Source organism: Pseudomonas sp. 39004, from assembly GCF_028682155.1.
Taxonomy (GTDB): Bacteria; Pseudomonadota; Gammaproteobacteria; order Pseudomonadales; family Pseudomonadaceae; genus Aquipseudomonas; species Aquipseudomonas capeferrum.
In genome coordinates this window covers 1-18,686 of record NZ_JANIAG010000002.1, presented here as the reverse complement: position 1 = coordinate 18,686, position 18,686 = coordinate 1, and the positions used below count along the sequence as shown (strand labels likewise).

Genomic DNA, 18,686 nt, shown 5'->3' with positions numbered 1-18,686 from the left:
GCCAAAGGAGGTCTGTGTTTGCATGTATTACGGTGAACGCTTCAACGCCTGGACCCACCTGGTAGGTGCCGTCCTGGCCTGCATAGGTGCCATCTGGCTGATCGTCGTCGCGGGCCTGCAGGGCGACCCCTGGAAGATCGTCAGTTTCTCCATCTACGGCGGCACGCTGCTGCTGCTGTACAGCATCTCCACCCTCTACCACAGCACGCGCGGGCGGGCGAAGGTGATCATGCGCAAGCTCGATCACCTGTCCATCTACCTGCTGATCGCCGGCAGCTATACGCCATTCTGCCTGGTCAGCTTGCGCGGGCCTTGGGGCTGGAGCCTGTTTGGAGTGGTCTGGGGGCTGGCAGTGATCGGTATGCTGCAGGAGATCAAGCCCCGCTCCGAGGCGCGAATCTTGTCGATCATCATCTATGCGGTGATGGGCTGGATCGTCCTGGTGGCGGTCGACCCGCTGCTGCGCAGCCTCGGCACCGCCGGCTTCGCCTGGCTGGCGGCCGGCGGCGTGTTCTACACGGTGGGCATCATCTTCTTTGCCTTCGACAGCCGTTTTCGACACTGGCACGGCATCTGGCACCTGTTCGTGATCGCCGGCAGTGTGATGCACTTCATTGCCGTGTCGTTCTACGTGCGCTAGGCGCTGGGTTAAAAGTCGCCCCACAACTGCTGTGCCACCGACAACGCCACCACTGGCGCTGTTTCGGTGCGCAGCACGCGTGGGCCGAGGCGGGCGGCGTGGAAGCCGGCGGCCTTGGCCTGGTCGACTTCGGCGTCGTTCAGGCCACCTTCAGGGCCAATCAAGAAGGCCAGGCGTGAAGGCGTGGCGTGGCTGGTCAGCGGTTCGGCCACCGGGTGCAGGACCAGTTTCAGGTCGGCCTCGGTGTGTTTGACCCATTCGGCCAGTGTCACTGGCGAGTGAATTACCGGCACGCTCGACCGGCCGCACTGTTCGCAAGCACTGATGGCCACCTGGCGCCAGTGGGCCAGGCGTTTGTCGGCGCGTTCGTCTTTCAGGCGGACTTCACAGCGTTCGCTGACGATCGGGGTAATTTCATTGGCGCCCAGTTCGGTGGCTTTCTGGATCGCCCAATCCATACGTTCGCCACGGGACAAGCCCTGGCCGAGGTGGATGTGCAGCGGCGATTCGGCCTGGCCGGCAAGGGCCTGGTCCAGTGCTACACGCACGGTTTTCTTGCCGACTTCGAGCAGCTGGCCGCGAAACTCCTGGCCGCTGCCGTCGAACAGTTGCACGGCATCGCCCGGGGCCATGCGCAGCACGCGGCCGATGTAATGGGCCTGGGCCTCGGGCAAGTCATGCTCGCCAAGGCTCATGGGGGCGTCGATGAAGAAGCGGGACAGTCTCATGGTTAAGCTCAGAAAGTGAAGAAGTCATCGACCCTTGTAGGAGCGGCCTTGCGTCGCGAAAGGGGCGCGCAGCGGCCCCAGGTTCTGTGGCGCAACAAATATCGCCGGGGCCGCTGCGCGCCCCTATCGCGACGCAAGGCCGCTCCTACAAGGGAGTGCGTGGTGTTTGGTTAGCCCGGGTCGCGGAAATCGGGGTGGAAGTTGGCCGGCACCGCCACGCTGACGCTGTCTCGCGTGGCGATATCGATGCCTTCACTGGCCACCTCGGCAAGGAAGTCGATCTGCTCGGGCGTGATCACGTACGGCGGCAGGAAGTACACCACGCTGCCCAGCGGGCGCAGCAAGGCGCCGCGGGTCAGGGCGTGCTCGAAGACCTTCAAGCCACGGCGTTCCTGCCAGGGGTAGGCGACCTTGCCAGCCTTGTCCTGGACCATCTCGATGGCCAGGGCCATGCCGGTCTGGCGGATCTCGGCCACATGCGGATGATCGGCCAGGTGCGCGGTGGCCGTGGCCATGCGTGCGGCCAGGGGCTTGTTGGCCTCGATCACGTTGTCTTGCTCGAAGATATCCAGCGTCGCCAGTGCGGCGGCGCAAGCCAGTGGGTTGCCGGTGTAGCTGTGCGAGTGGAGGAACGCGCGTAGCGTCGGGTAGTCGTCGTAGAAGGCCTGGTACACGGTGTCGGTGGTCAGGCACGCCGCCAGCGGCAGGTAGCCCCCGGTCAGCGCCTTGGACAGGCACAGGAAATCAGGACGGATACCGGCCTGTTCGCAGGCGAACATCGTCCCGGTGCGGCCGAAGCCCACGGCGATTTCGTCGTGGATCAAGTGCACGCCGTAGCGGTCACAGGCTTCGCGCAGCAGCTTGAGGTAGATCGGGTGGTACATGCGCATACCGCCCGCGCCTTGGATCAGCGGCTCGATGATGACCGCGCTGATGCTGGCGTGGTGTTCGGCCAGGGTCTGCTCCATGGCCTGGAACAGGTTGCGCGAGTGTTCTTCCCAGCTCATGCCTTCGGGGCGCAGGTAGCAATCCGGGCTGGGCACCTTGATGGTATCGAGCAGCAGCGCCTTGTAGGTTTCGGTAAACAGCGGCACGTCGCCCACCGACATCGCGGCAATGGTTTCGCCGTGGTAGCTGTTGGTGAGGGTGACGAAGCGCTTCTTCTCGGGTTTGCCAATGTTCTGCCAGTAATGGAAGCTCATCTTCAGCGCGACTTCGATGCAGGACGAGCCGTTATCGGCGTAGAACACCCGGTCTAGCCCCGCCGGGGTCATGGCGACCAGGCGTTCGGACAGCTCGATCACCGGCTGGTGGCTGAAACCGGCCAGGATCACGTGTTCCAGCTGGTCGACCTGGTCCTTGATGCGCTGGTTGATGCGTGGGTTGGCATGGCCGAACACGTTGACCCACCAACTACTCACGGCGTCCAGGTAGCGCTTGCCTTCGAAGTCTTCCAGCCACACGCCTTCACCGCGCTTGATCGGGATCAGCGGCAACTGCTCGTGGTCTTTCATCTGGGTGCAGGGGTGCCACAGGACCTTGAGGTCACGTTGCATCCACTGATCGTTGAGGCCCATGGGTACTTCTCCTGGCTGCACTGCTGGCTTGGACCGCGTAAGCCTAAGCAAAGCTGCAGGGCAGGACAACCGCTGCTCATCAATGACGTTTGGTGCCGGTCCATTCGAGCTTGCGAATATGTACGGTGCCGGCCTGGGAAGTGGAAATGGTCAGGCGCCGGAAAGGCCCGTCGATGACCTGGTGATAGGGTTGTGTGGCGATGGGGCCGGGCATCAGGTCGGTAAAGCCGCTGCCTTCGATAGTGAGCCAGTAGAAGTTGCGTGGCGCGGGAGCGGCCAGGTCGTAATTGTGGTCTTCGGCATCGAACAGCATGTGCAGGTCGTCGCACAGGAAGTCGCTGACCACGTAGTACTCCAGTCGCAAGCATTCGACCTCTTGGGCGAAGGTAATCTCCACATCGCTGTTTTCGCCAATTACCAGTTCCGTGCCATCGTCGCCCCTGAACGCTTCGTGAAAGCCCGTCCAGGATGTGCTGTTGGCGCGAATACTCAGGCCAGATGCCGTGCACAAGGTTTGTTTGTGCCAGAGAAATTGCCGTGCGACGTGAGTGAAACACTCCTCGAAGATCATCTGCAGGCCCTCCTGGCGGGCGTTTGGCCATTCGCGTCAGCATCGCCTGCCGTGGTGCGAGCTGGCTACTGACAAAAATGTCAGTTGCCAAAAGGACTTGATGTCGCTGTGGTGGCAGGGTTGGCAGACCTGACGTATTCTTAACGCATCTGTCTCGGGGCATTTCTGCCTCCCTCTTTTTCTGAAACGTCTGACTCGGAGTTCGCCAACATGGCTGCTGCTTGGGTGCGCCTGTGCGCGTTGGTATTGATCGGTGTGTCCAGCGGCGCCGCGCTGGCGAAGGACAAAACGCCCACGGCCATCGTCGTGGGTGGCGGCCTGGCGGGCCTTACTGCAGCCTACGAGCTACAGAGCAAGGGCTGGCAGGTGACGCTGCTGGAGGCCAAGTCGGGCATGGGCGGCCGCTCGGGCCTGGCGACCAGCGAGTGGATCGGCAATGCCAAGGCGCAGCCGGTGCTCAACCAGTACCTCGACCGTTTCAAGCTTGAAACACTGCCTGCGCCGGAGTTCGTGCGCACGCCGGGTTACCTGATCGACGGTGAATACTTCAGTGCCACCGACCTGGCCACCAAGCAGCCCGCCACCGCCGAGGCGCTCAAGCGCTATGAGAAAACCCTCGATGACCTGGCCCGGTCGATCGACGACCCGCTGAACCCCCAGGCGACCAGCACACTGTTCGCCCTCGACCAGATCAACGTTTCCACCTGGCTCGACAAGCTGCAACTGCCGGCCACCGCGCGTCAGTTGGTCAACCAGCAGATCCGTAGCCGCTACGATGAGCCGTCCCGCCTGTCGCTGCTGTACTTCGCCCAGCAGAATCGCGTGTATCGGGGTGTCAGTGACCGTGACCTGCGCGCCGCGCGCCTGCCCGGTGGCAGCCCGGTACTGGCTCAGGCTTTCGTCAAACAGCTGAAGACCATCAAGACCAGCTCGCCCGTCACCGCCATCGTCCAGGACAAGGACGGCGTCACGGTCAAGGTGGGCAGCGTGGGCTACCAGGCCGATTACCTGGTCATGGCTGTGCCCCTGCGCGCCCTGGCCAAGATCCAGATGACCCCGGGCCTGGACAACCAGCACCTGGCGGCGATCAAGGGCACCAACTATGGCTGGCGCGACCAGCTGATGCTCAAGTTCAAGAAGCCGGTGTGGGAAAGCCGGGCGCGCATGTCTGGCGAAATCTTCAGCAACGCCGGCCTGGGCATGCTGTGGATCGAACCGGCACTCAAAGGCGGCGCCAACGTGGTGATCAACCTGTCCGGCGACAACGCCCGCCTGCTGCAGGCGTTCGGTGACAAGCAGATGGTCGACCAGGTGTTGATCCGCCTGCACGCGTTTTATCCACAGGCCCGTGGCTCGTTCACCGGCTACGAGGTCAAGCGCTACAGCACCGACGCCGGTATGGGCGGCGCCTACCTGGCCTATGGCCCGGGGCAGATCAGCAAGTACTGGCGCCTGTGGGAGCGCCCGGTGCAGCGCATCACCTTTGCCGGCGAGCATACCGACGCCCTCTACCCTGGCACCCTGGAAGGCGCTCTGCGCAGCGGCCAACGTGCGGCCAGCCAGGCACAGGACTTGTTGGCCGGCAAGTCATTCGACCCCGCCAAGGCTGTGCCGGTTGCGGCCGCAGCCGCAGCAGGTGCTGCTGCGGCCAAGGACAAGGGCGGGTTCTTCTCGAACATGTTCGGTGGCGGGTCCGGCAAGACCGACAAGGCTGAAAAAGCCCCCGCCAAGGCCGAGCCGCTGAAAGATGAGGCCAAGCAGGACAAGCCAGGGTTCTTCTCGCGCCTGTTTGGCGGGGCTGACAAGCCCGAGGTGAAAGCCGAGCCGCTTGCCAAGGCCGACGAAGTGGCACCGGCGCCTGCTGCGCCAACCCCCGTTGCACCGGCAGTTGAGGCCAAGCAAGAGGCGGCCAAGCCTGCTGCCGCCAAGCCCGCCGCAACCAAGGCAACCCCTGCCAAGCATGCGCCAGCACACAAGCCGGCGGCAAAACAGGCGCACAAGCCTGTCGAGGCTAAAAAGGCCACGGCAAAATCGGCGCCGGCCAAGAAGCCAGTGGCCGATACCCAGGCCAAGGCAGGCTGACCTCCTCCCAGTGCCGGCTTAAGGGCCGGCACTGGCGCCCCGCGCTAATCCAACTATCGTTAATGTTTCCTTAATGGGAAGCTTTCACAATAAATATCGGATTTCTCGATAATCCGAAGCAATTTTTTCCGCTTTTATTCGATACGTTACGCGTTAGTCTGTGCACAGCTTTCACGGGGAAACACGCCAACATGCAACTGCGCAATTCACCTTCTCGCTACGGCGTGGTCAGCATCATCCTGCACTGGGGTGTAGCGCTGGCAGTCTTTGGCCTGTTCGGCCTGGGGCTGTGGATGGTCGGTCTGGACTACTACGACCCTTGGCGCAAATCTGGCCCAGACCTGCACAAAAGCATCGGTCTGATGCTGCTCGCGGTGATGCTGCTGCGTGTCGTCTGGCGTTTCATCAGCCCGCCACCGCCGGCGCCGGCCAACCACGGGGCACTCACCCGCGTGGCCGCCAAGCTGGGCCATCTGGCACTGTATGTGGGGCTGTTCGCGGTGATGATCGCCGGTTACCTGATATCCACCGCCGACGGCGTCGGTATTCCGGTATTCGGGCTGTTCGAAGTACCGGCACTGGTCAGTGACCTGCCCGATCAGGCGGACCTGGCTGGCGTGATTCATCTTTGGCTGGCCTGGGGCCTGGTGGTTTTTGCCGTGCTTCATGGCCTGGCAGCATTGAAACACCACTTCATTGACCGTGACGCGACCCTGACCCGTATGCTGGGCCGCAAAGCTTGACCCTCAACCTCAATTGCAAGGAATAGAAAGGATGTTGAAAAAGACTTTTGCCGCTCTGGCGCTCGGTACTGCGCTGTTCTCCGCTGGCGCCATGGCCGCCGAGTACAAGATCGACAAGGAAGGCCAGCACGCGTTCGTCGACTGGAAGATCAGCCACCTGGGCTACAGCTTCATCCACGGTACCTTCAAGGACTTCGACGGCAACTTCAGCTGGGACAGCGCCAAGCCTGAGGCGAGCAAGATCAGCGTCGACCTGAAGACTGCCAGCCTGTGGTCCAACCACGCTGAGCGTGACAAGCACATCGCCAGCAAAGACTTCCTGGATGTGAAGAAATATCCAGACGCCAAGTTCGTTTCCACTGCCGTCAAATCGACCGGTGACAAAACGGCTGACGTGACCGGTGACCTGACCCTGCATGGCGTGACCAAGCCGGTCACCTTCAAGGCCACGTTCAACGGTGAAGGCAAGGACCCATGGGGCGGCGAGCGTGCTGGCTTCAACGCCACCACGACGCTGAACCTGAATGACTTCGGTATCAAAGGGCCAGGCGCGACTTCGCAGACCTTGGACCTGGATATCAGCGTCGAAGGCGTGAAGCAGGAGTAAATTCGCTTCATGTGATACCAGCCGAACGCCGCCCACTGGGCGGCGTTTTCGTTGGCCGCGTGTTTATGTATAAGGCACCCGGCGGGTCAAACTGTCAGGTGCGTGGGGAAGACTCAACGCATGCAATGCCTGCCAGACCGCGTCATTTTCACGAATAACCCCCCAGTCCGCGAAGAAGTGTGCCAGGTTTCGCCCCGCCACTCGGGAGAGCGAAGTGGCAAAGTTGGTCAGGTCGTTATTGGCTGAAGGGTGTTCTCTTGCGTAGCGGTCCCAGTTGATCAGGAAGTTAGGACCAAACTCAAGCCGTAACTGTTCGAAGATCGCTTGCGTGTCGGGTGATTCCATATAATTTTTCTGCGGGCGGGGCCTGGCCAGCCACGCTTGAAGCGCGGGCCATCTTGTCGGAAATACATCAGTGTATTCATTTCGATGAAGCCGATGGACTGCCAGTGAGTAGATGTTGACCGTGTTTTCGTCAAACTGAGGCGAAACCGTGTTAGTACGATTCTGAAAGTGGTGGCCGTACTCATGAAGCGTGACCCAGCGGTTATGTGCAACGCCGCCTACCAACGCTTCCATGTACGGGTTGCCAGGGGCCGAAGCGTGGGGCAGGCCGATATAACCTGTAGTTGCATGTGGGGGAAGGGAGGAGGCCGCTTCTACTGCATGTATCCACATAGTGCTGCGGGTATGAAGAGGTGCGGAACCATCCAGCCCTGCGGCTTGAGCTTCAATGCTCAAGACCTCTTCATGAGACCTGACGATCTCCCCCACATCAGCATGGGCGTGGCGCCTGTAGGTGTCGGTATGACAAGTAATTGCCACCCTGTCTCCTACGAGTTGAACGGGTAAGCGCTGGCTTCTTTCGAGCATTTGATACCAGTCAGCGGGGTCCGTATGGTGCAATCGGAAGAAAGCCAGAGGTGTTGCTTCAGGGCCAATGATAACGCGACATGCGGAACGGCCATTATTACTGATATGCAGCGCGCCGCCTGGGTCCAAGGGCAGCAGGTTCTCGCCGCGCTTCAGCGAGATAGCCCGCATGTTTTCAGTTTGTCGGCTGCGATCATTCATCTCGGCGAGGCCTTGTGTGCCAATGTAGGCCGTCACCTGTTGATCATCGCCCTCAAGCCAGATTGGCACCCGGGTCTGGGCAGGAATCCAATAGCCGGTGGGTTGATAATCTGCCCATTGCAGGCGCCACTGATAGAACTGTTGGTCTTGCGGTTTAGTGGCCGTGGGGTATATCGAAAGTGAACGTGAGTGGACAAAGTGGTTGGTGGCGGTTACAGGATGAGAAGTACCATTGTGTTCTACGCGGATGGTCAAAGTGTTGTGGGCGGTGAGGTAGCTTTCAGGCAGATTTGGATTCGAGAATGTGCCATCGCTCTGCACGTCGGCGATGGCTTTCCAGCCTTCCGTTGTCAGTGCATGCACCAGCCCACCGCGCGCGGAGGTGCTGCCCCGGACGTCTATGTTCGTACCTTGCCGGAACCTCAGTGAGAACGTCTCGATTGTCGGGCCAACATCGAGTGCAAGAGAGGGTGATTGCAGGGCGACCGTGTCGCAACAGTTCAGCGCGTGACAGGTGCCCGTAAGTGAATCAACGGGTAGACGTTCATCCTGAGCTTTCATGGGGCATCACCTCATATAAGAGTTTTTATGATGGCGTCAGCCCACACGGGTCACAACTGGCAGAAATGCTAGGGCGTAAACGTGCGAGAGAGTTCAGAACTAGTGTGGTGTTTCAGAAATACCACTGAAAATCATTTGCCCAGCGCTCGCGCCGCGCGAGCGACTGAGGCAAGGATGTCCTCGGCCTTCTTGTGCCACCGAAATGGCTTCGGGTTCTGGTTGTAGGTTTCCAGGTAGTACTCGATCGACGCCTCCAGATCTTTAACGCTGATATGTGCCTGCCGCTTGATCCACTTCTCGCTCAGCGTTGAGAAAAACCGCTCAACCAGATTCAGCCAAGATGCCGAGGTCGGCGTGAAGTGGATGTTGTAGCGCGGTCGCGCCGCAAGCCACGCCCTGACTTTGTCGGTCTTGTGAGTCGCGTAATTGTCCATGATCAGATGGATCGGCATATCGGCAGGCACTGACACATCGATCTCCCTTAGGAAGGCGAGAAACTCGGTACTGCGATGTTGTCGTTTGAGTCGGCCAATCACCTCACCGGTTGCCACATCCAGGGCTGCGAACAACGAGGTCGTTCCGTGTCGTTTGTAGTCATGTGTGCGGGTTGCTGAGTTACCTGGGGAAAGCGGTAGGCCCGGCTGCGTGCGGTTCAGCGCTTGGATCTGGCTCTTCTCATCAACGCAAAGCACCAAAGCTCGTTCGGGTGGGTTCAAGTAGAGCCCAACGATGTCGTGAACCTTGTCGACAAACAACGGATCAGTGGAAAGCTTGAAGGTCTTTTCCAAGTGCGGCTTGATCCCAAACGCGTGCCAGATGCGCATCACGCTTGCAGGAGACAGGCCCGTCTCACGACTCATCCGTCGCGTGCTCCAATGACTGGAGTCGTCGGGCTTACCTTGCAGCACTTGGTTTACCACTTGCTGAACTTGCTCATCGGAAATAGTGCGAGGCCGGCCAGAGCGCGGTTCATCGTTCAGCCCCAGCAGCCCCAACTTAGAGAAGCGCTGACGCCACCGCGAAACCACATCCTTGCTCGTGCCTAAGCGCTGAGCGATGTCATTGCCTGATTCGCCTGCGGCACAGCCGAGAATTATCTCTGCGCGCAGGCGGGCATCCTGAGCGCCTTTGCGAAGTTTGATCCGGCGTAGCAGTTCCGACTTTTCAGTTTCGGAAAGGGTAATGACGGTTGCTGGTCAGCCCATGTCGATGCCCTTGGAGAGTTGGCTTCTACAGAGCCTAGCTCAGATTTTCAGCGGTATTTGTGAAACACCACACTAGGTTTTTTACGAAAAGTAGGGTCATCCATCGTTGTCGGATCGCCGCACCGCCGCCCCCACAAAACGTTTCGTACAGAGCCTAGGCATCTTTTGCTCGTAATCTCCCAGTCCGCGTGCACTGCAGGGCGAAACTGCAAATAAAAATGCCGCCCATTGGGCGGCATTTTATTGCTGACTCACCAGTGGTTAGCGATTACGCGTCAAAAGCGCCGGGCGCTCACCGCGAGGGCGGCTTGGCAAGTCGTCCAGTTGCTCAGGCGTCGGGTAACGGTCGAGCTTGGATTCCTTGCGGATGATCACCGGCTGGTTCTGCGGCTCACGCGAGCTGCGCACTGCAGGTTCCTGACGGGCAGCATCATCGCGCACCGGGCGACCACGGCCGCTACCACCGCCATCACGGCGTGCACCGCCACCATTGTTGTTGCGCGGTGGGCGCTTCTCGCCGCTGGCGCTGCGTGGCTGGCCGCCATTGCGAGCCTGGCCAGCGCCAGCGCCACCGTTGCTGCGCGGGGCAGTACCTTGGCTCTGGCCTGCACCAGTACCACCGCCCCCACCAGGACGACGGTTACGCCCCTGGTTCTTGCCTTGGTACGGGCTGACGTAGTCGGCTCGGTTACCGAAGTTGTCGACTTCGTCATCCAGGAACTCATCCGGTGCACGGTCAGATGGCGCTTTGGGCGTGCTGTTCTGGCTGGCTTGCTGCTGGCGTGGCTTGTTGTCACGCGGCTTGCGCTGCTGCGGCTTGTCGCCGGACCTTTCCTTCTCGGCAGGCTTGTCGGCAGCGGGCTGCTTGGCCTTGCCTTTTTCCTTGCCTTTGTCCTTGCGGCCACCGTTGGCATCTTTACCGCCTTCGCCGCGTGGCTGGTTGCGACCACCACGGCCGGTGTTCTGCGGGCGTTCGCGTACTTCAGGCTTCTCGGCTTCCACCTGGCTTGCATCAAAGCCCATCAGGTCGCCATCGGCAATCTTCTGCTTGGTGACCCGCTCGATGCTCTTGAGCAGCTTCTCTTCGTCTGGCGAGACCAGGGAAATAGCCTCACCCGAACGGCCTGCACGGCCCGTACGGCCGATACGGTGCACGTAATCTTCTTCGACATTGGGCAGCTCGAAGTTGACCACGTGGGGCAACTGATCGATGTCCAGGCCGCGGGCGGCGATGTCGGTGGCAACCAGAACCCGTACGGCATTGGCCTTGAAGTCGGCCAGGGCTTTGGTGCGGGCGTTCTGGCTCTTGTTGCCGTGGATGGCGGCGGCGGTCAGGCCGTGCTTTTCCAGGTACTCGGCCAGGCGGTTGGCGCCGTGCTTGGTACGGGTGAACACCAGTACCTGTTCCCAGGCACCCTGGGTGATCAGGTGTGCCAGCAGTGCACGCTTGTGGCTGGCGGGCAGGCGGTAGATGCGCTGCTCGATGCGTTCGACCGTGGTGTTGGGCGGCGTGACCTCGATGCGCTCCGGGTTGTGCAGGAGCTTGTCGGCCAGGTCGGTGATGTCTTTGGAGAAGGTGGCCGAGAACAGCAGGTTCTGGCGCTTGGCCGGCAGGCGCGCAAGGACCTTCTTGACGTCGTGGATGAAGCCCATGTCGAGCATGCGGTCGGCTTCATCGAGGACCAGAATTTCTACATGGGACAGGTCAACCTTGCCTTGACCGGCCAGGTCGAGCAGGCGACCAGGGCACGCCACCAGGACGTCGACACCCTTGGCGATGGCCTGGATCTGCGGGTTCATGCCGACACCGCCGAAGATGCAGGCGCTGACCAGTGGCAGGTCACGGGCATAGACCTTGAAGCTGTCATGCACCTGGGCCGCCAGTTCGCGGGTCGGGGTCAAGACCAGTACGCGGGGCTGGCGTGGGCCATGGCGCTGCGACTTGTCGGGGTGGCCACCGGGGAACAGGCGCTCGAGGATCGGCAAGGCAAAGCCGCCGGTTTTACCAGTACCTGTCTGTGCGGCGACCATCAGATCGCGGCCTTGCAACACGGCGGGAACAGCCCGCTGTTGCACCGGAGTCGGCTGGGTGTAGCCCGCAGCCTCGATAGCGCGGACAAGAGCCTCGGAGAGACCGAGGGAAGCAAAGGACATGGGCGATCCTGTTCTCGTGTGGGCTGGGCCCGTTGGGATGTTCTGCCTGGCGCGACGGGCATCGGTGAGATGCGATCGCGTCCGGTCCAGCTTGGCTTTCACTGCACATCCAGGAAGCGGAGGGCTGACGCGGTAGGGCGTCGATGCCGATCGGGATGCCTGTTGCTAGGCCGAGCGTCCGGGCGTAAGCCTGGCGGGAAGGCCCGAGTATAACAGAGCTATCGCGGCGTGCTGCTTTCCTGCTGCTCAACGGCGTTGAGAATGTTTCCGATGTCGCCTGTGTAGCGGTTGTTGATGGCGGCATAGGCGGGTTCTTGCTTGAAGCGCTGCAATTCTTCGGCGAACGCCTGGGCCAACGATTCTCGCCCAGGTTTACGGGTCAGCCCGAGGTACTGCGTCTGTCGGCTGATCAGCAGTGGCAGTTCCTCGACCTGCTGTTCCAGGCCCAGTTGACGCATCAGGTAGCGGCCAACCCTGCGGTCGGTAATCAGTAGATCGATGCGGCCAAGCACCAACTTGCCGAGGTTGGCTTCATGGGTGGGGGCTGCTTCACGTCGGAAACGGGACGAGCCGTTGAAGGCCGCGCCGTAGGTATAGCCGGGCGATGTGCCTACGCTGAGGCCGGCGAGGTCATTCAGGCTGGTCACTGTGTGCCGACGGCTGCGGGCCTGGAACAGCACAAACTCGACATCCGACATGGGCTCCGACGGGTAGATCAGAAAAGGCCTGCGCGCGTCGATCTGAAAGATATCGACAATACCGTCCGCCAGCCCTTGCTCGATCATCGCCAGGCAGCGCTTCCAGGGTAGAAACTGCCATTCCACCTCCACGCCCAGGCGCTTGAAGACCTGGGTGGTGACCTCGTAATCGATGCCTCGGGGCTGGCCGTTCTGCTGGTAGACATACGGCGCCCAGTCGTCGGACACCAGGCGCAGGCGTTCGGCCTGGGCCAACGGGCTCAGGCAGGCGAGCAGCAGGATCCAGAACAGGCGGGTGATGGCGGGCATGGCCCGCAGATTACGCGCTCGGCCTGCTCAAGGCCAGTGAAGAGCAGGCTGTTCAGGCCTGCTTCGAGCACAGCAGGTGCGCTTCGATATCCTTGCGCCGCGCCCCCAGCGACAGGCGCAAGCCCGGGTGGCGCAGGCACTGGCGCAACTGCTCGGGCTCGATGCGGCCGTGGCGCGTATTGAAGTTTTCCAGGGCTTTGTCCCACCAGGCCGATGCACAGGCGCGGTCGAATTCATTGGGGTAGGGGTAGCTGCCGTAGAGCAATTCGCGGGCAAACTGCCGCTCGTGGCGGGGCAGGGTCAGGCTCAGTGCCTTGTAACCCAAACGGTGCAGGGTTGGCGGCCGTGGCAGTTGATCGTTGACCCGCGCGACATCGGCCAGCGCCGCCTCGCAAAGCGGCTCATCGCCGTGCTTGCGTAGCCAGGCCTGGATCTTGGCGCGAAACTGGGCTTTGCGGCTCCAGTAATGGTGAATGACGTCGGTGCATTCGGCCACTTTCAGCGTGCGGTAGGCCGCCACCGCCAGGCAGAACTCCTCCAGGGTGTAGGCCTCGCGGGCCAGCGGGTAGAACTCGTCCATCATGGCGATGGAGTGGTCCAGGGTCGGCGCGTCTTCGGCGCTGAGCCCGATCACGCCAGAGTTGATCAGCGGCATCTGGCAATCGGCCAGGCCCCGGTCCTGGAGAACAGCCAGCAGGTTCTTGTACAACAGACACTTCTGGTTGGCGCCGTAGCGGCCACCGATGGCGTTGCACAGCAGTTGGCCGGGCTTGACGCGCTCGAACAGGCGCATCGGCGAGTGCCGGAAGAAGGTGTCGGTATCGATCAGTATGGCCAGTGGGTGCTGCTCGAGTACCTGACGGAGCAGCACGTGCTTGCTGCGAAAGTGATAACCGTGGGGCGCATTCCACGCTGTGCGGGTGGCTTCGTCGAGCAGATGCACCGTGACCGGCAGCTTGGCATACGGCGCTGGGTTGTCGGTGTAGACCTGGATGTCCAGGGCCTCGCCTGCCGACCGGCCCAGGTGGGCAAGGGCACTGACGATGCTGAAGCAGGCTTCCTGATGGTAGGTGGCCGGGCCGAAAGCCAGGTAGACGAGCTGAGGGCGCGATGGCTGGGGATGCTGCATGTCAGGCAAGACCTGTTTAACCCGAAAATAAATAAGGCCTTAGTCTATGACCAAAGCCTTAATCATTTCTTAAACAGATATTGCCAAGACGTTTCAGCGGGGCAGCTTCAGGTTGTTCCAGATCGCGAGGCTCGCTTCGGCCTGGTTCAACGTATAGAAGTGCAGGCCCGGTGCGCCGCCTTGCAGCAGCTGTTCGCACATGCGGGTGATCACTTCTTCGCCGAATGCCTGGATGCTGGCGGTGTCGTCGGCATAGGCTTCGAGCTGCTTGCGGATCCAGCGCGGGATCTCGGCGCCACAGGCGTCGGAGAAGCGTGCCAGCTTGCTGTAGTTGGTGATCGGCATGATGCCGGGCACCACCGGGATCTCGACGCCCAGTTTCTGCGCACGCTCGACAAAGTAGAAATAGCTGTCGGCGTTGAAGAAGTACTGGGTGATGGCGCTGTCGGCACCGGCTTTGACCTTGTGCACGAAGTTGGCAAGGTCGATCTCGAAGTTGCGCGCCTGCGGGTGCATTTCGGGGTAGGCGGCCACTTCCAGGTGGAAGTGATCACCGGTTTCCTGGCGGATGAACTCGACCAGGTCGCTGGCGTAGCGCAGCTCGCCGCTGGCCATGCCCATGCCCGAGGGCAGGTCGCCGCGCAGGGCGACGATACGCTTGATGCCCGCTGCCTGATATTCGGCCAGCAGGCTGCGCAGCTCTTCTTTGCTATCGCCAACGCACGACAGGTGCGGTGCGGCAGGTACCTTCACTTCGCTTTCCAGCTGCAGCACGGTGTTCAGCGTGCGGTCGCGGGTAGAGCCGCCGGCACCGTAGGTGCAGGAGAAGAAGTCCGGGTTGTAGGTGGCCAGCTGGCGGGCAACGCCCATCAGCTTTTCGTGACCGGCATCGGTCTTGGTCGGGAAGAATTCGAAGCTGTAGCGGCGTTCTTGTGACATCACTCTTTCCTCAAGCAGCAAGCTGCTAGCGGCAAGCTGCAAGTAAAAGCCAGATCGGTGATGGCCGATCTGGCTTGGCATCGTTCAAGATCGTTAGTGCATGAACCACAAGCGACAGCGGCACGGGGCGCCTTTTCTTGCCGCTTGCAGCTTCAAGCTTGCCGCTTATCAGTAGCGGTAGGCGTGCGGCTTGAACGGGCCTTCGACAGTCACACCGATGTACTCGGCTTGCTGCGCGGTCAGTTTGGTGACGACGCCGCCGAAGCCGCGGACCATTTCCAGGGCCACTTCTTCGTCGAGCTTCTTGGGCAGCACTTCAACGGTCAGGCGCTCGGCTTTCTTCTCGGCCGACAGGTCGGCGTACTTCTGCTCGAACAGGAAGATCTGGGCCAGCACCTGGTTGGCGAACGAACCGTCCATGATGCGGCTTGGGTGACCGGTGGCGTTACCCAGGTTCACCAGACGGCCTTCGGCCAGCAGGATCAGGTAGTCGTCGTTTTGCGGGTCGAAATCGCCAGCGCCGGTACGGTGGATCTTGTGTACCTGCGGCTTGACCTCTTCCCAGGCCCAGTGCTTGCGCATGAAGGCGGTGTCGATCTCGTTGTCGAAGTGGCCGATGTTGCACACTACGGCGCGCTTTTTCAGGGCCTTGAGCATGTTGGCGTCGCAGACGTTGACGTTACCGGTGGTGGTGACGATCAGGTCGATCTTGCCCAGCAGGGCCTTGTCGATGCTGGCTTCGCTGCCATCGTTGATGCCGTCGATGAACGGCGAGACCAGCTCGAAGCCGTCCATGCACGCCTGCATGGCGCAGATCGGGTCGACTTCGGTGACCTTGACGATCATGCCTTCCTGACGCAGGGACTGGGCCGAGCCCTTGCCCACGTCACCGTAGCCGATCACCAGGGCTTGCTTGCCCGACAGCAGGTGGTCGGTGCCGCGCTTGATGGCGTCGTTCAAGCTGTGACGGCAGCCGTACTTGTTGTCGTTCTTGCTCTTGGTGACCGAGTCGTTGACGTTGATCGCCGGGACTTTCAGCTCGCCCTTGGCCAGCATGTCCAGCAGGCGGTGCACGCCGGTGGTGGTTTCTTCGGTCACGCCGTGGACGCGGTCCAGCACGGCCGGGTATTTCTTGTGCAGCAGCTCGGTCAGGTCGCCGCCGTCGTCGAGGATCATGTTGGCGTCCCATGGCTGGCCATCCTTGAGGATGGTCTGCTCCAGGCACCACTCGTACTCTTCCTCGGTTTCACCTTTCCAGGCGAACACAGGGATACCGGCGGCGGCGATGGAGGCAGCGGCCTGGTCCTGGGTGGAGAAGATGTTGCAGGACGACCAGCGCACCTCGGCACCCAGGGCAACCAGGGTTTCGATCAGCACGGCGGTCTGAATGGTCATGTGGATGCAGCCCAGGATCTTCGCGCCCTTGAGCGGTTGCTCGGCGAGATACTTGCGGCGCAGGCCCATCAGTGCAGGCATTTCCGATTCGGCGATGATGGTTTCGCGACGGCCCCAGGCGGCCAGGGAGATGTCAGCGACTTTGAAATCGGTAAAACCAGCAGGCGTGTTTACAGCGCTCATGAGAGCCTCCATTCGTAGTGTGCGAATGGGCGCCGTTGTGCGTTGAGCGTCCGCAGAAGCGGACAACGCCCCATCCGAGCCTGACAGGCCTAGCCTGCTGCAGCGCCCCTCGGACAGGTGGCGGGCATGGCCCCGCGGCGGGTGGCCATGTAAAACGGCACAGATTATAGCCGTGACCGGGACCTTCGCCCAAGGTTTTCTGTCGATTAATCGAGACGATAGTCGATGTTCAATGGAGCGGTGACGGCCGCTCTGCCATCATGAGTACACGTTAGCCAAGCAGGTCAGGAGTACAGATGAACTTTCACACCCGCAAATGGGTAAAACCCGAAGACCTCAACCCCAATGGCACCCTGTTCGGTGGCAGCCTGTTGCGCTGGATCGACGAGGAGGCGGCCATCTACGCCATCGTCCAACTGGGCAACCAGCGTGTGGTGACCAAGTACATGTCGGAGATCAACTTCGTCAGTGCTTCGCGCCAGGGCGACATCATCGAGCTGGGTATTACCGCAACCGAGTTCGGCCGTACCTCGATCACCCTCAAGTGCGAGGTGCGTAACAAGATCACCCGCAAGAGCATCCTGACGGTCGACAAGATGGTCTTCGTCAACCTCGGTGAAGATGGCCAGCCGGCGGCGCATGGGCGGACCGAGATCAAGTACGTGCAGGACCAGTTCCCGGATTCTGCGGTGGAGTGAAACCAGGGGGCCGCAAAGCGGCCCCGTTGTTTTTCAGGGTTGGGCGCTGACCTTGCGCACCACGCGGCCAATGCTCAGCCCCTGCACCAGGATCGACGACAGCACCACGATGTAGGTGATCGACAGCAGCAGGTCGCGCTCTTCGCCCAGCGGCAGCGACAGCGCCAGGGCCACCGAAACCCCACCGCGCAGACCACCCCAGGTCAGCACCCGCACAGTGCCTTTGGGGACCGGGCGCCAGCGCCGCAGCAGCACGATTGCCGGGGCCACGGTCAACAGCCGCGACAGCAGTACCGCCAACGCCAGCACGCTACCGGCCGCCAGGTGCATCCAGTTGAACGGCAGCAGCAGAAGCTCCAGGCCGATCAGCGCGAACAGCAAGGCGTTGAGCATGTCATCGATCAACTCCCAGAAACCGTCCATGTAGCGACGGGTCATGTCGTTCATCGCCAGGTTGCGCCCCATGTTGCCGATGATCAGGCCGGCCACCACCATGGCGATCGGCGCCGAGACGTGCAGCTCGTAGCACATCGCCGAGCCACCGATGACCAGCGCCAGGGTCAGCATGACCTCGACCTGGTACTGCTCGATGCTCTTGATCATGCGGTAGGTGGCGTAGCCGATCAGCCCACCGAACACCACGCCGCCAATGGCCTCGCGGGCGAACAGCACCGCCGTGTCGTAGACGCTGGGGGTTTCGCCCAGCTGGATGATGCCCAGCAGCACAGTGAACACCACGACTGCGGTGCCATCGTTGAACAGCGATTCGCCGACGATGGTGGTTTTCAGTGGCTTGGATGCATTGGCGGTACGCAATGCGCCGAGCACGGCAATCGGGTCGGTGGGCGAAATCAGCGCGCCGAACAGCAGGCAATAGATCAGCGGCACCTCCCAGCCGAACATCGCGAACACCCAATGCGACAGGTAGCCGATGACCACGGTTGCGATCAGCACACCGATGGTGGCCAGCAGGCCGATCGGCCAGCGATAGCTGCGCAGGTCCGAGAGGTTGACGTGCAAGGCGCCGGCGAACAGCAGGAACGCCAGCATCCAGTGCATCAGCAAATCGTTGAAGTCGATCTGGTTCATCAGGCCTTCGACGCGTTCTTCCAGGCCAGGGAAGCCGATCAGGCTCAGGCCCTGCAGCATCAGGGAGAACAATAACGCGGTGACCATCACGCCAATGGCGGGTGGCAGGCCGATGAAGCGGTAGTTGACGTAGGTGAGGAGGGTGGTGAGGCAGATAAACGCGGCAACTAATTCAAGCATCCCGAATCCTGTAACAGTGGCTTCCAAGTCGTACCCGAATGGCTCGGGCAGTTCTTTGATGACCTGGCGAGGGGTTCGGGACACAGGGTTTGACCCAATTAGTCCAAATCGTTCCCAAGATCGG

At 61.3% G+C, this 18,686-nt stretch carries 16 protein-coding genes and 1 riboswitch; of the genes, 5 read left to right on the top strand and 11 right to left on the bottom strand.

The genetic code is table 11. The features are described 5' to 3' along the window. Positions 1-22 precede the first annotated feature (22 nt). Complete coding sequence (gene trhA, locus NP534_RS00455; RefSeq protein WP_274097399.1) at positions 23-640, top strand: PAQR family membrane homeostasis protein TrhA; 618 nt, start codon at positions 23-25, stop codon at positions 638-640. Positions 641-648: 8 nt separating this feature from the next. On the opposite strand, the gene NP534_RS00450 is transcribed toward trhA, so the two are convergent. The 3 genes from NP534_RS00450 to NP534_RS00440 all read right to left on the bottom strand — a co-directional run bounded on the left by NP534_RS00450 (position 649) and on the right by NP534_RS00440 (position 3,516). Beyond that, positions 649-1,368 (bottom strand): 16S rRNA (uracil(1498)-N(3))-methyltransferase, encoded by a 720-nt coding sequence (locus tag NP534_RS00450; RefSeq protein ID WP_274097398.1) that lies wholly within the window; start codon positions 1,366-1,368, stop codon positions 649-651. Positions 1,369-1,538: 170 nt separating this feature from the next. Next, positions 1,539-2,945, bottom strand: a complete 1,407-nt coding sequence (locus NP534_RS00445) for an adenosylmethionine--8-amino-7-oxononanoate transaminase (protein ID WP_274097397.1) — start codon at positions 2,943-2,945, stop codon at positions 1,539-1,541. 79 nt (positions 2,946-3,024) lie between these two features. Continuing rightward, positions 3,025-3,516 carry a hypothetical protein gene (locus NP534_RS00440; RefSeq protein WP_274097396.1) on the bottom strand — a complete coding sequence of 164 codons (492 nt, stop codon included), beginning with the start codon at positions 3,514-3,516 and terminating at the stop codon, positions 3,025-3,027. Between the two features lie 210 nt (positions 3,517-3,726). On the opposite strand from NP534_RS00440, the gene NP534_RS00435 reads away from it, so the two are divergent. From NP534_RS00435 to NP534_RS00425, 3 genes are all read left to right on the top strand, one after another. Next, complete coding sequence (locus NP534_RS00435) at positions 3,727-5,598, top strand: flavin monoamine oxidase family protein (protein WP_274097395.1); 1,872 nt, start codon at positions 3,727-3,729, stop codon at positions 5,596-5,598. A 191-nt stretch (positions 5,599-5,789) separates the two neighbouring features. Next, positions 5,790-6,341, top strand: coding sequence for a cytochrome b (locus NP534_RS00430; protein WP_274097394.1), 552 nt, complete (start codon positions 5,790-5,792; stop codon positions 6,339-6,341). Between the two features lie 31 nt (positions 6,342-6,372). Then, complete coding sequence (locus NP534_RS00425) at positions 6,373-6,948, top strand: YceI family protein (protein ID WP_274097393.1); 576 nt, start codon at positions 6,373-6,375, stop codon at positions 6,946-6,948. A 63-nt stretch (positions 6,949-7,011) separates the two neighbouring features. Here NP534_RS00425 and NP534_RS00420 read toward each other — a convergent pair whose 3' ends face one another. The 7 genes from NP534_RS00420 to ahcY all read right to left on the bottom strand — a co-directional run bounded on the left by NP534_RS00420 (position 7,012) and on the right by ahcY (position 16,595). Beyond that, a complete protein-coding gene (locus NP534_RS00420) occupies positions 7,012-8,583 on the bottom strand; it encodes a M60 family metallopeptidase (RefSeq protein ID WP_274097392.1) in 1,572 nt (523 codons plus the stop codon). Positions 8,584-8,714: 131 nt separating this feature from the next. Then, positions 8,715-9,767, bottom strand: coding sequence for an IS630 family transposase (locus NP534_RS00415; protein WP_274097423.1), 1,053 nt, complete (start codon positions 9,765-9,767; stop codon positions 8,715-8,717). 282 nt (positions 9,768-10,049) lie between these two features. Beyond that, positions 10,050-11,942, bottom strand: a complete 1,893-nt coding sequence (locus tag NP534_RS00410; protein WP_274097391.1) for a DEAD/DEAH box helicase — start codon at positions 11,940-11,942, stop codon at positions 10,050-10,052. A gap of 218 nt (positions 11,943-12,160) precedes the next feature. After that, the gene (locus NP534_RS00405) at positions 12,161-12,949 is read right to left on the bottom strand and encodes a substrate-binding periplasmic protein (RefSeq protein WP_274097390.1); all 789 of its coding nucleotides are present in this window, start codon (positions 12,947-12,949) and stop codon (positions 12,161-12,163) included. A 52-nt stretch (positions 12,950-13,001) separates the two neighbouring features. Continuing rightward, entirely contained in the window at positions 13,002-14,078 is a 1,077-nt protein-coding gene (locus tag NP534_RS00400; protein WP_274097389.1) for a hypothetical protein, read from the bottom strand. 93 nt (positions 14,079-14,171) lie between these two features. Then, the gene (gene metF, locus NP534_RS00395) at positions 14,172-15,017 is read right to left on the bottom strand and encodes a methylenetetrahydrofolate reductase [NAD(P)H] (RefSeq protein WP_186652837.1); all 846 of its coding nucleotides are present in this window, start codon (positions 15,015-15,017) and stop codon (positions 14,172-14,174) included. A 168-nt stretch (positions 15,018-15,185) separates the two neighbouring features. Continuing rightward, complete coding sequence (gene ahcY, locus NP534_RS00390; RefSeq protein ID WP_033701894.1) at positions 15,186-16,595, bottom strand: adenosylhomocysteinase; 1,410 nt, start codon at positions 16,593-16,595, stop codon at positions 15,186-15,188. A gap of 20 nt (positions 16,596-16,615) precedes the next feature. After that, positions 16,616-16,712, bottom strand: a riboswitch (S-adenosyl-L-homocysteine riboswitch). A gap of 179 nt (positions 16,713-16,891) precedes the next feature. Here ahcY and NP534_RS00385 point away from each other — a divergent pair. Continuing rightward, positions 16,892-17,293 (top strand): acyl-CoA thioesterase, encoded by a 402-nt coding sequence (locus NP534_RS00385; protein ID WP_012312432.1) that lies wholly within the window; start codon positions 16,892-16,894, stop codon positions 17,291-17,293. 33 nt (positions 17,294-17,326) lie between these two features. On the opposite strand, the gene NP534_RS00380 is transcribed toward NP534_RS00385, so the two are convergent. Then, positions 17,327-18,562 (bottom strand): cation:proton antiporter, encoded by a 1,236-nt coding sequence (locus NP534_RS00380; protein ID WP_274097388.1) that lies wholly within the window; start codon positions 18,560-18,562, stop codon positions 17,327-17,329. Between the last annotated feature and the right edge of the window lie 124 nt (positions 18,563-18,686).

Coding starts and splice junctions, on each gene's coding strand:
- trhA (WP_274097399.1), top strand. CDS start 23: ATGTATTACGGTGAACGCTTCAACGCCTGGACCCACCTGGTAGGTGCC.
- NP534_RS00450 (WP_274097398.1), bottom strand. CDS start 1,368: ATGAGACTGTCCCGCTTCTTCATCGACGCCCCCATGAGCCTTGGCGAG.
- NP534_RS00445 (WP_274097397.1), bottom strand. CDS start 2,945: ATGGGCCTCAACGATCAGTGGATGCAACGTGACCTCAAGGTCCTGTGG.
- NP534_RS00440 (WP_274097396.1), bottom strand. CDS start 3,516: ATGATCTTCGAGGAGTGTTTCACTCACGTCGCACGGCAATTTCTCTGG.
- NP534_RS00435 (WP_274097395.1), top strand. CDS start 3,727: ATGGCTGCTGCTTGGGTGCGCCTGTGCGCGTTGGTATTGATCGGTGTG.
- NP534_RS00430 (WP_274097394.1), top strand. CDS start 5,790: ATGCAACTGCGCAATTCACCTTCTCGCTACGGCGTGGTCAGCATCATC.
- NP534_RS00425 (WP_274097393.1), top strand. CDS start 6,373: ATGTTGAAAAAGACTTTTGCCGCTCTGGCGCTCGGTACTGCGCTGTTC.
- NP534_RS00420 (WP_274097392.1), bottom strand. CDS start 8,583: ATGAAAGCTCAGGATGAACGTCTACCCGTTGATTCACTTACGGGCACC.
- NP534_RS00410 (WP_274097391.1), bottom strand. CDS start 11,942: ATGTCCTTTGCTTCCCTCGGTCTCTCCGAGGCTCTTGTCCGCGCTATC.
- NP534_RS00405 (WP_274097390.1), bottom strand. CDS start 12,949: ATGCCCGCCATCACCCGCCTGTTCTGGATCCTGCTGCTCGCCTGCCTG.
- NP534_RS00400 (WP_274097389.1), bottom strand. CDS start 14,078: ATGCAGCATCCCCAGCCATCGCGCCCTCAGCTCGTCTACCTGGCTTTC.
- metF (WP_186652837.1), bottom strand. CDS start 15,017: ATGTCACAAGAACGCCGCTACAGCTTCGAATTCTTCCCGACCAAGACC.
- ahcY (WP_033701894.1), bottom strand. CDS start 16,595: ATGAGCGCTGTAAACACGCCTGCTGGTTTTACCGATTTCAAAGTCGCT.
- NP534_RS00385 (WP_012312432.1), top strand. CDS start 16,892: ATGAACTTTCACACCCGCAAATGGGTAAAACCCGAAGACCTCAACCCC.
- NP534_RS00380 (WP_274097388.1), bottom strand. CDS start 18,562: ATGCTTGAATTAGTTGCCGCGTTTATCTGCCTCACCACCCTCCTCACC.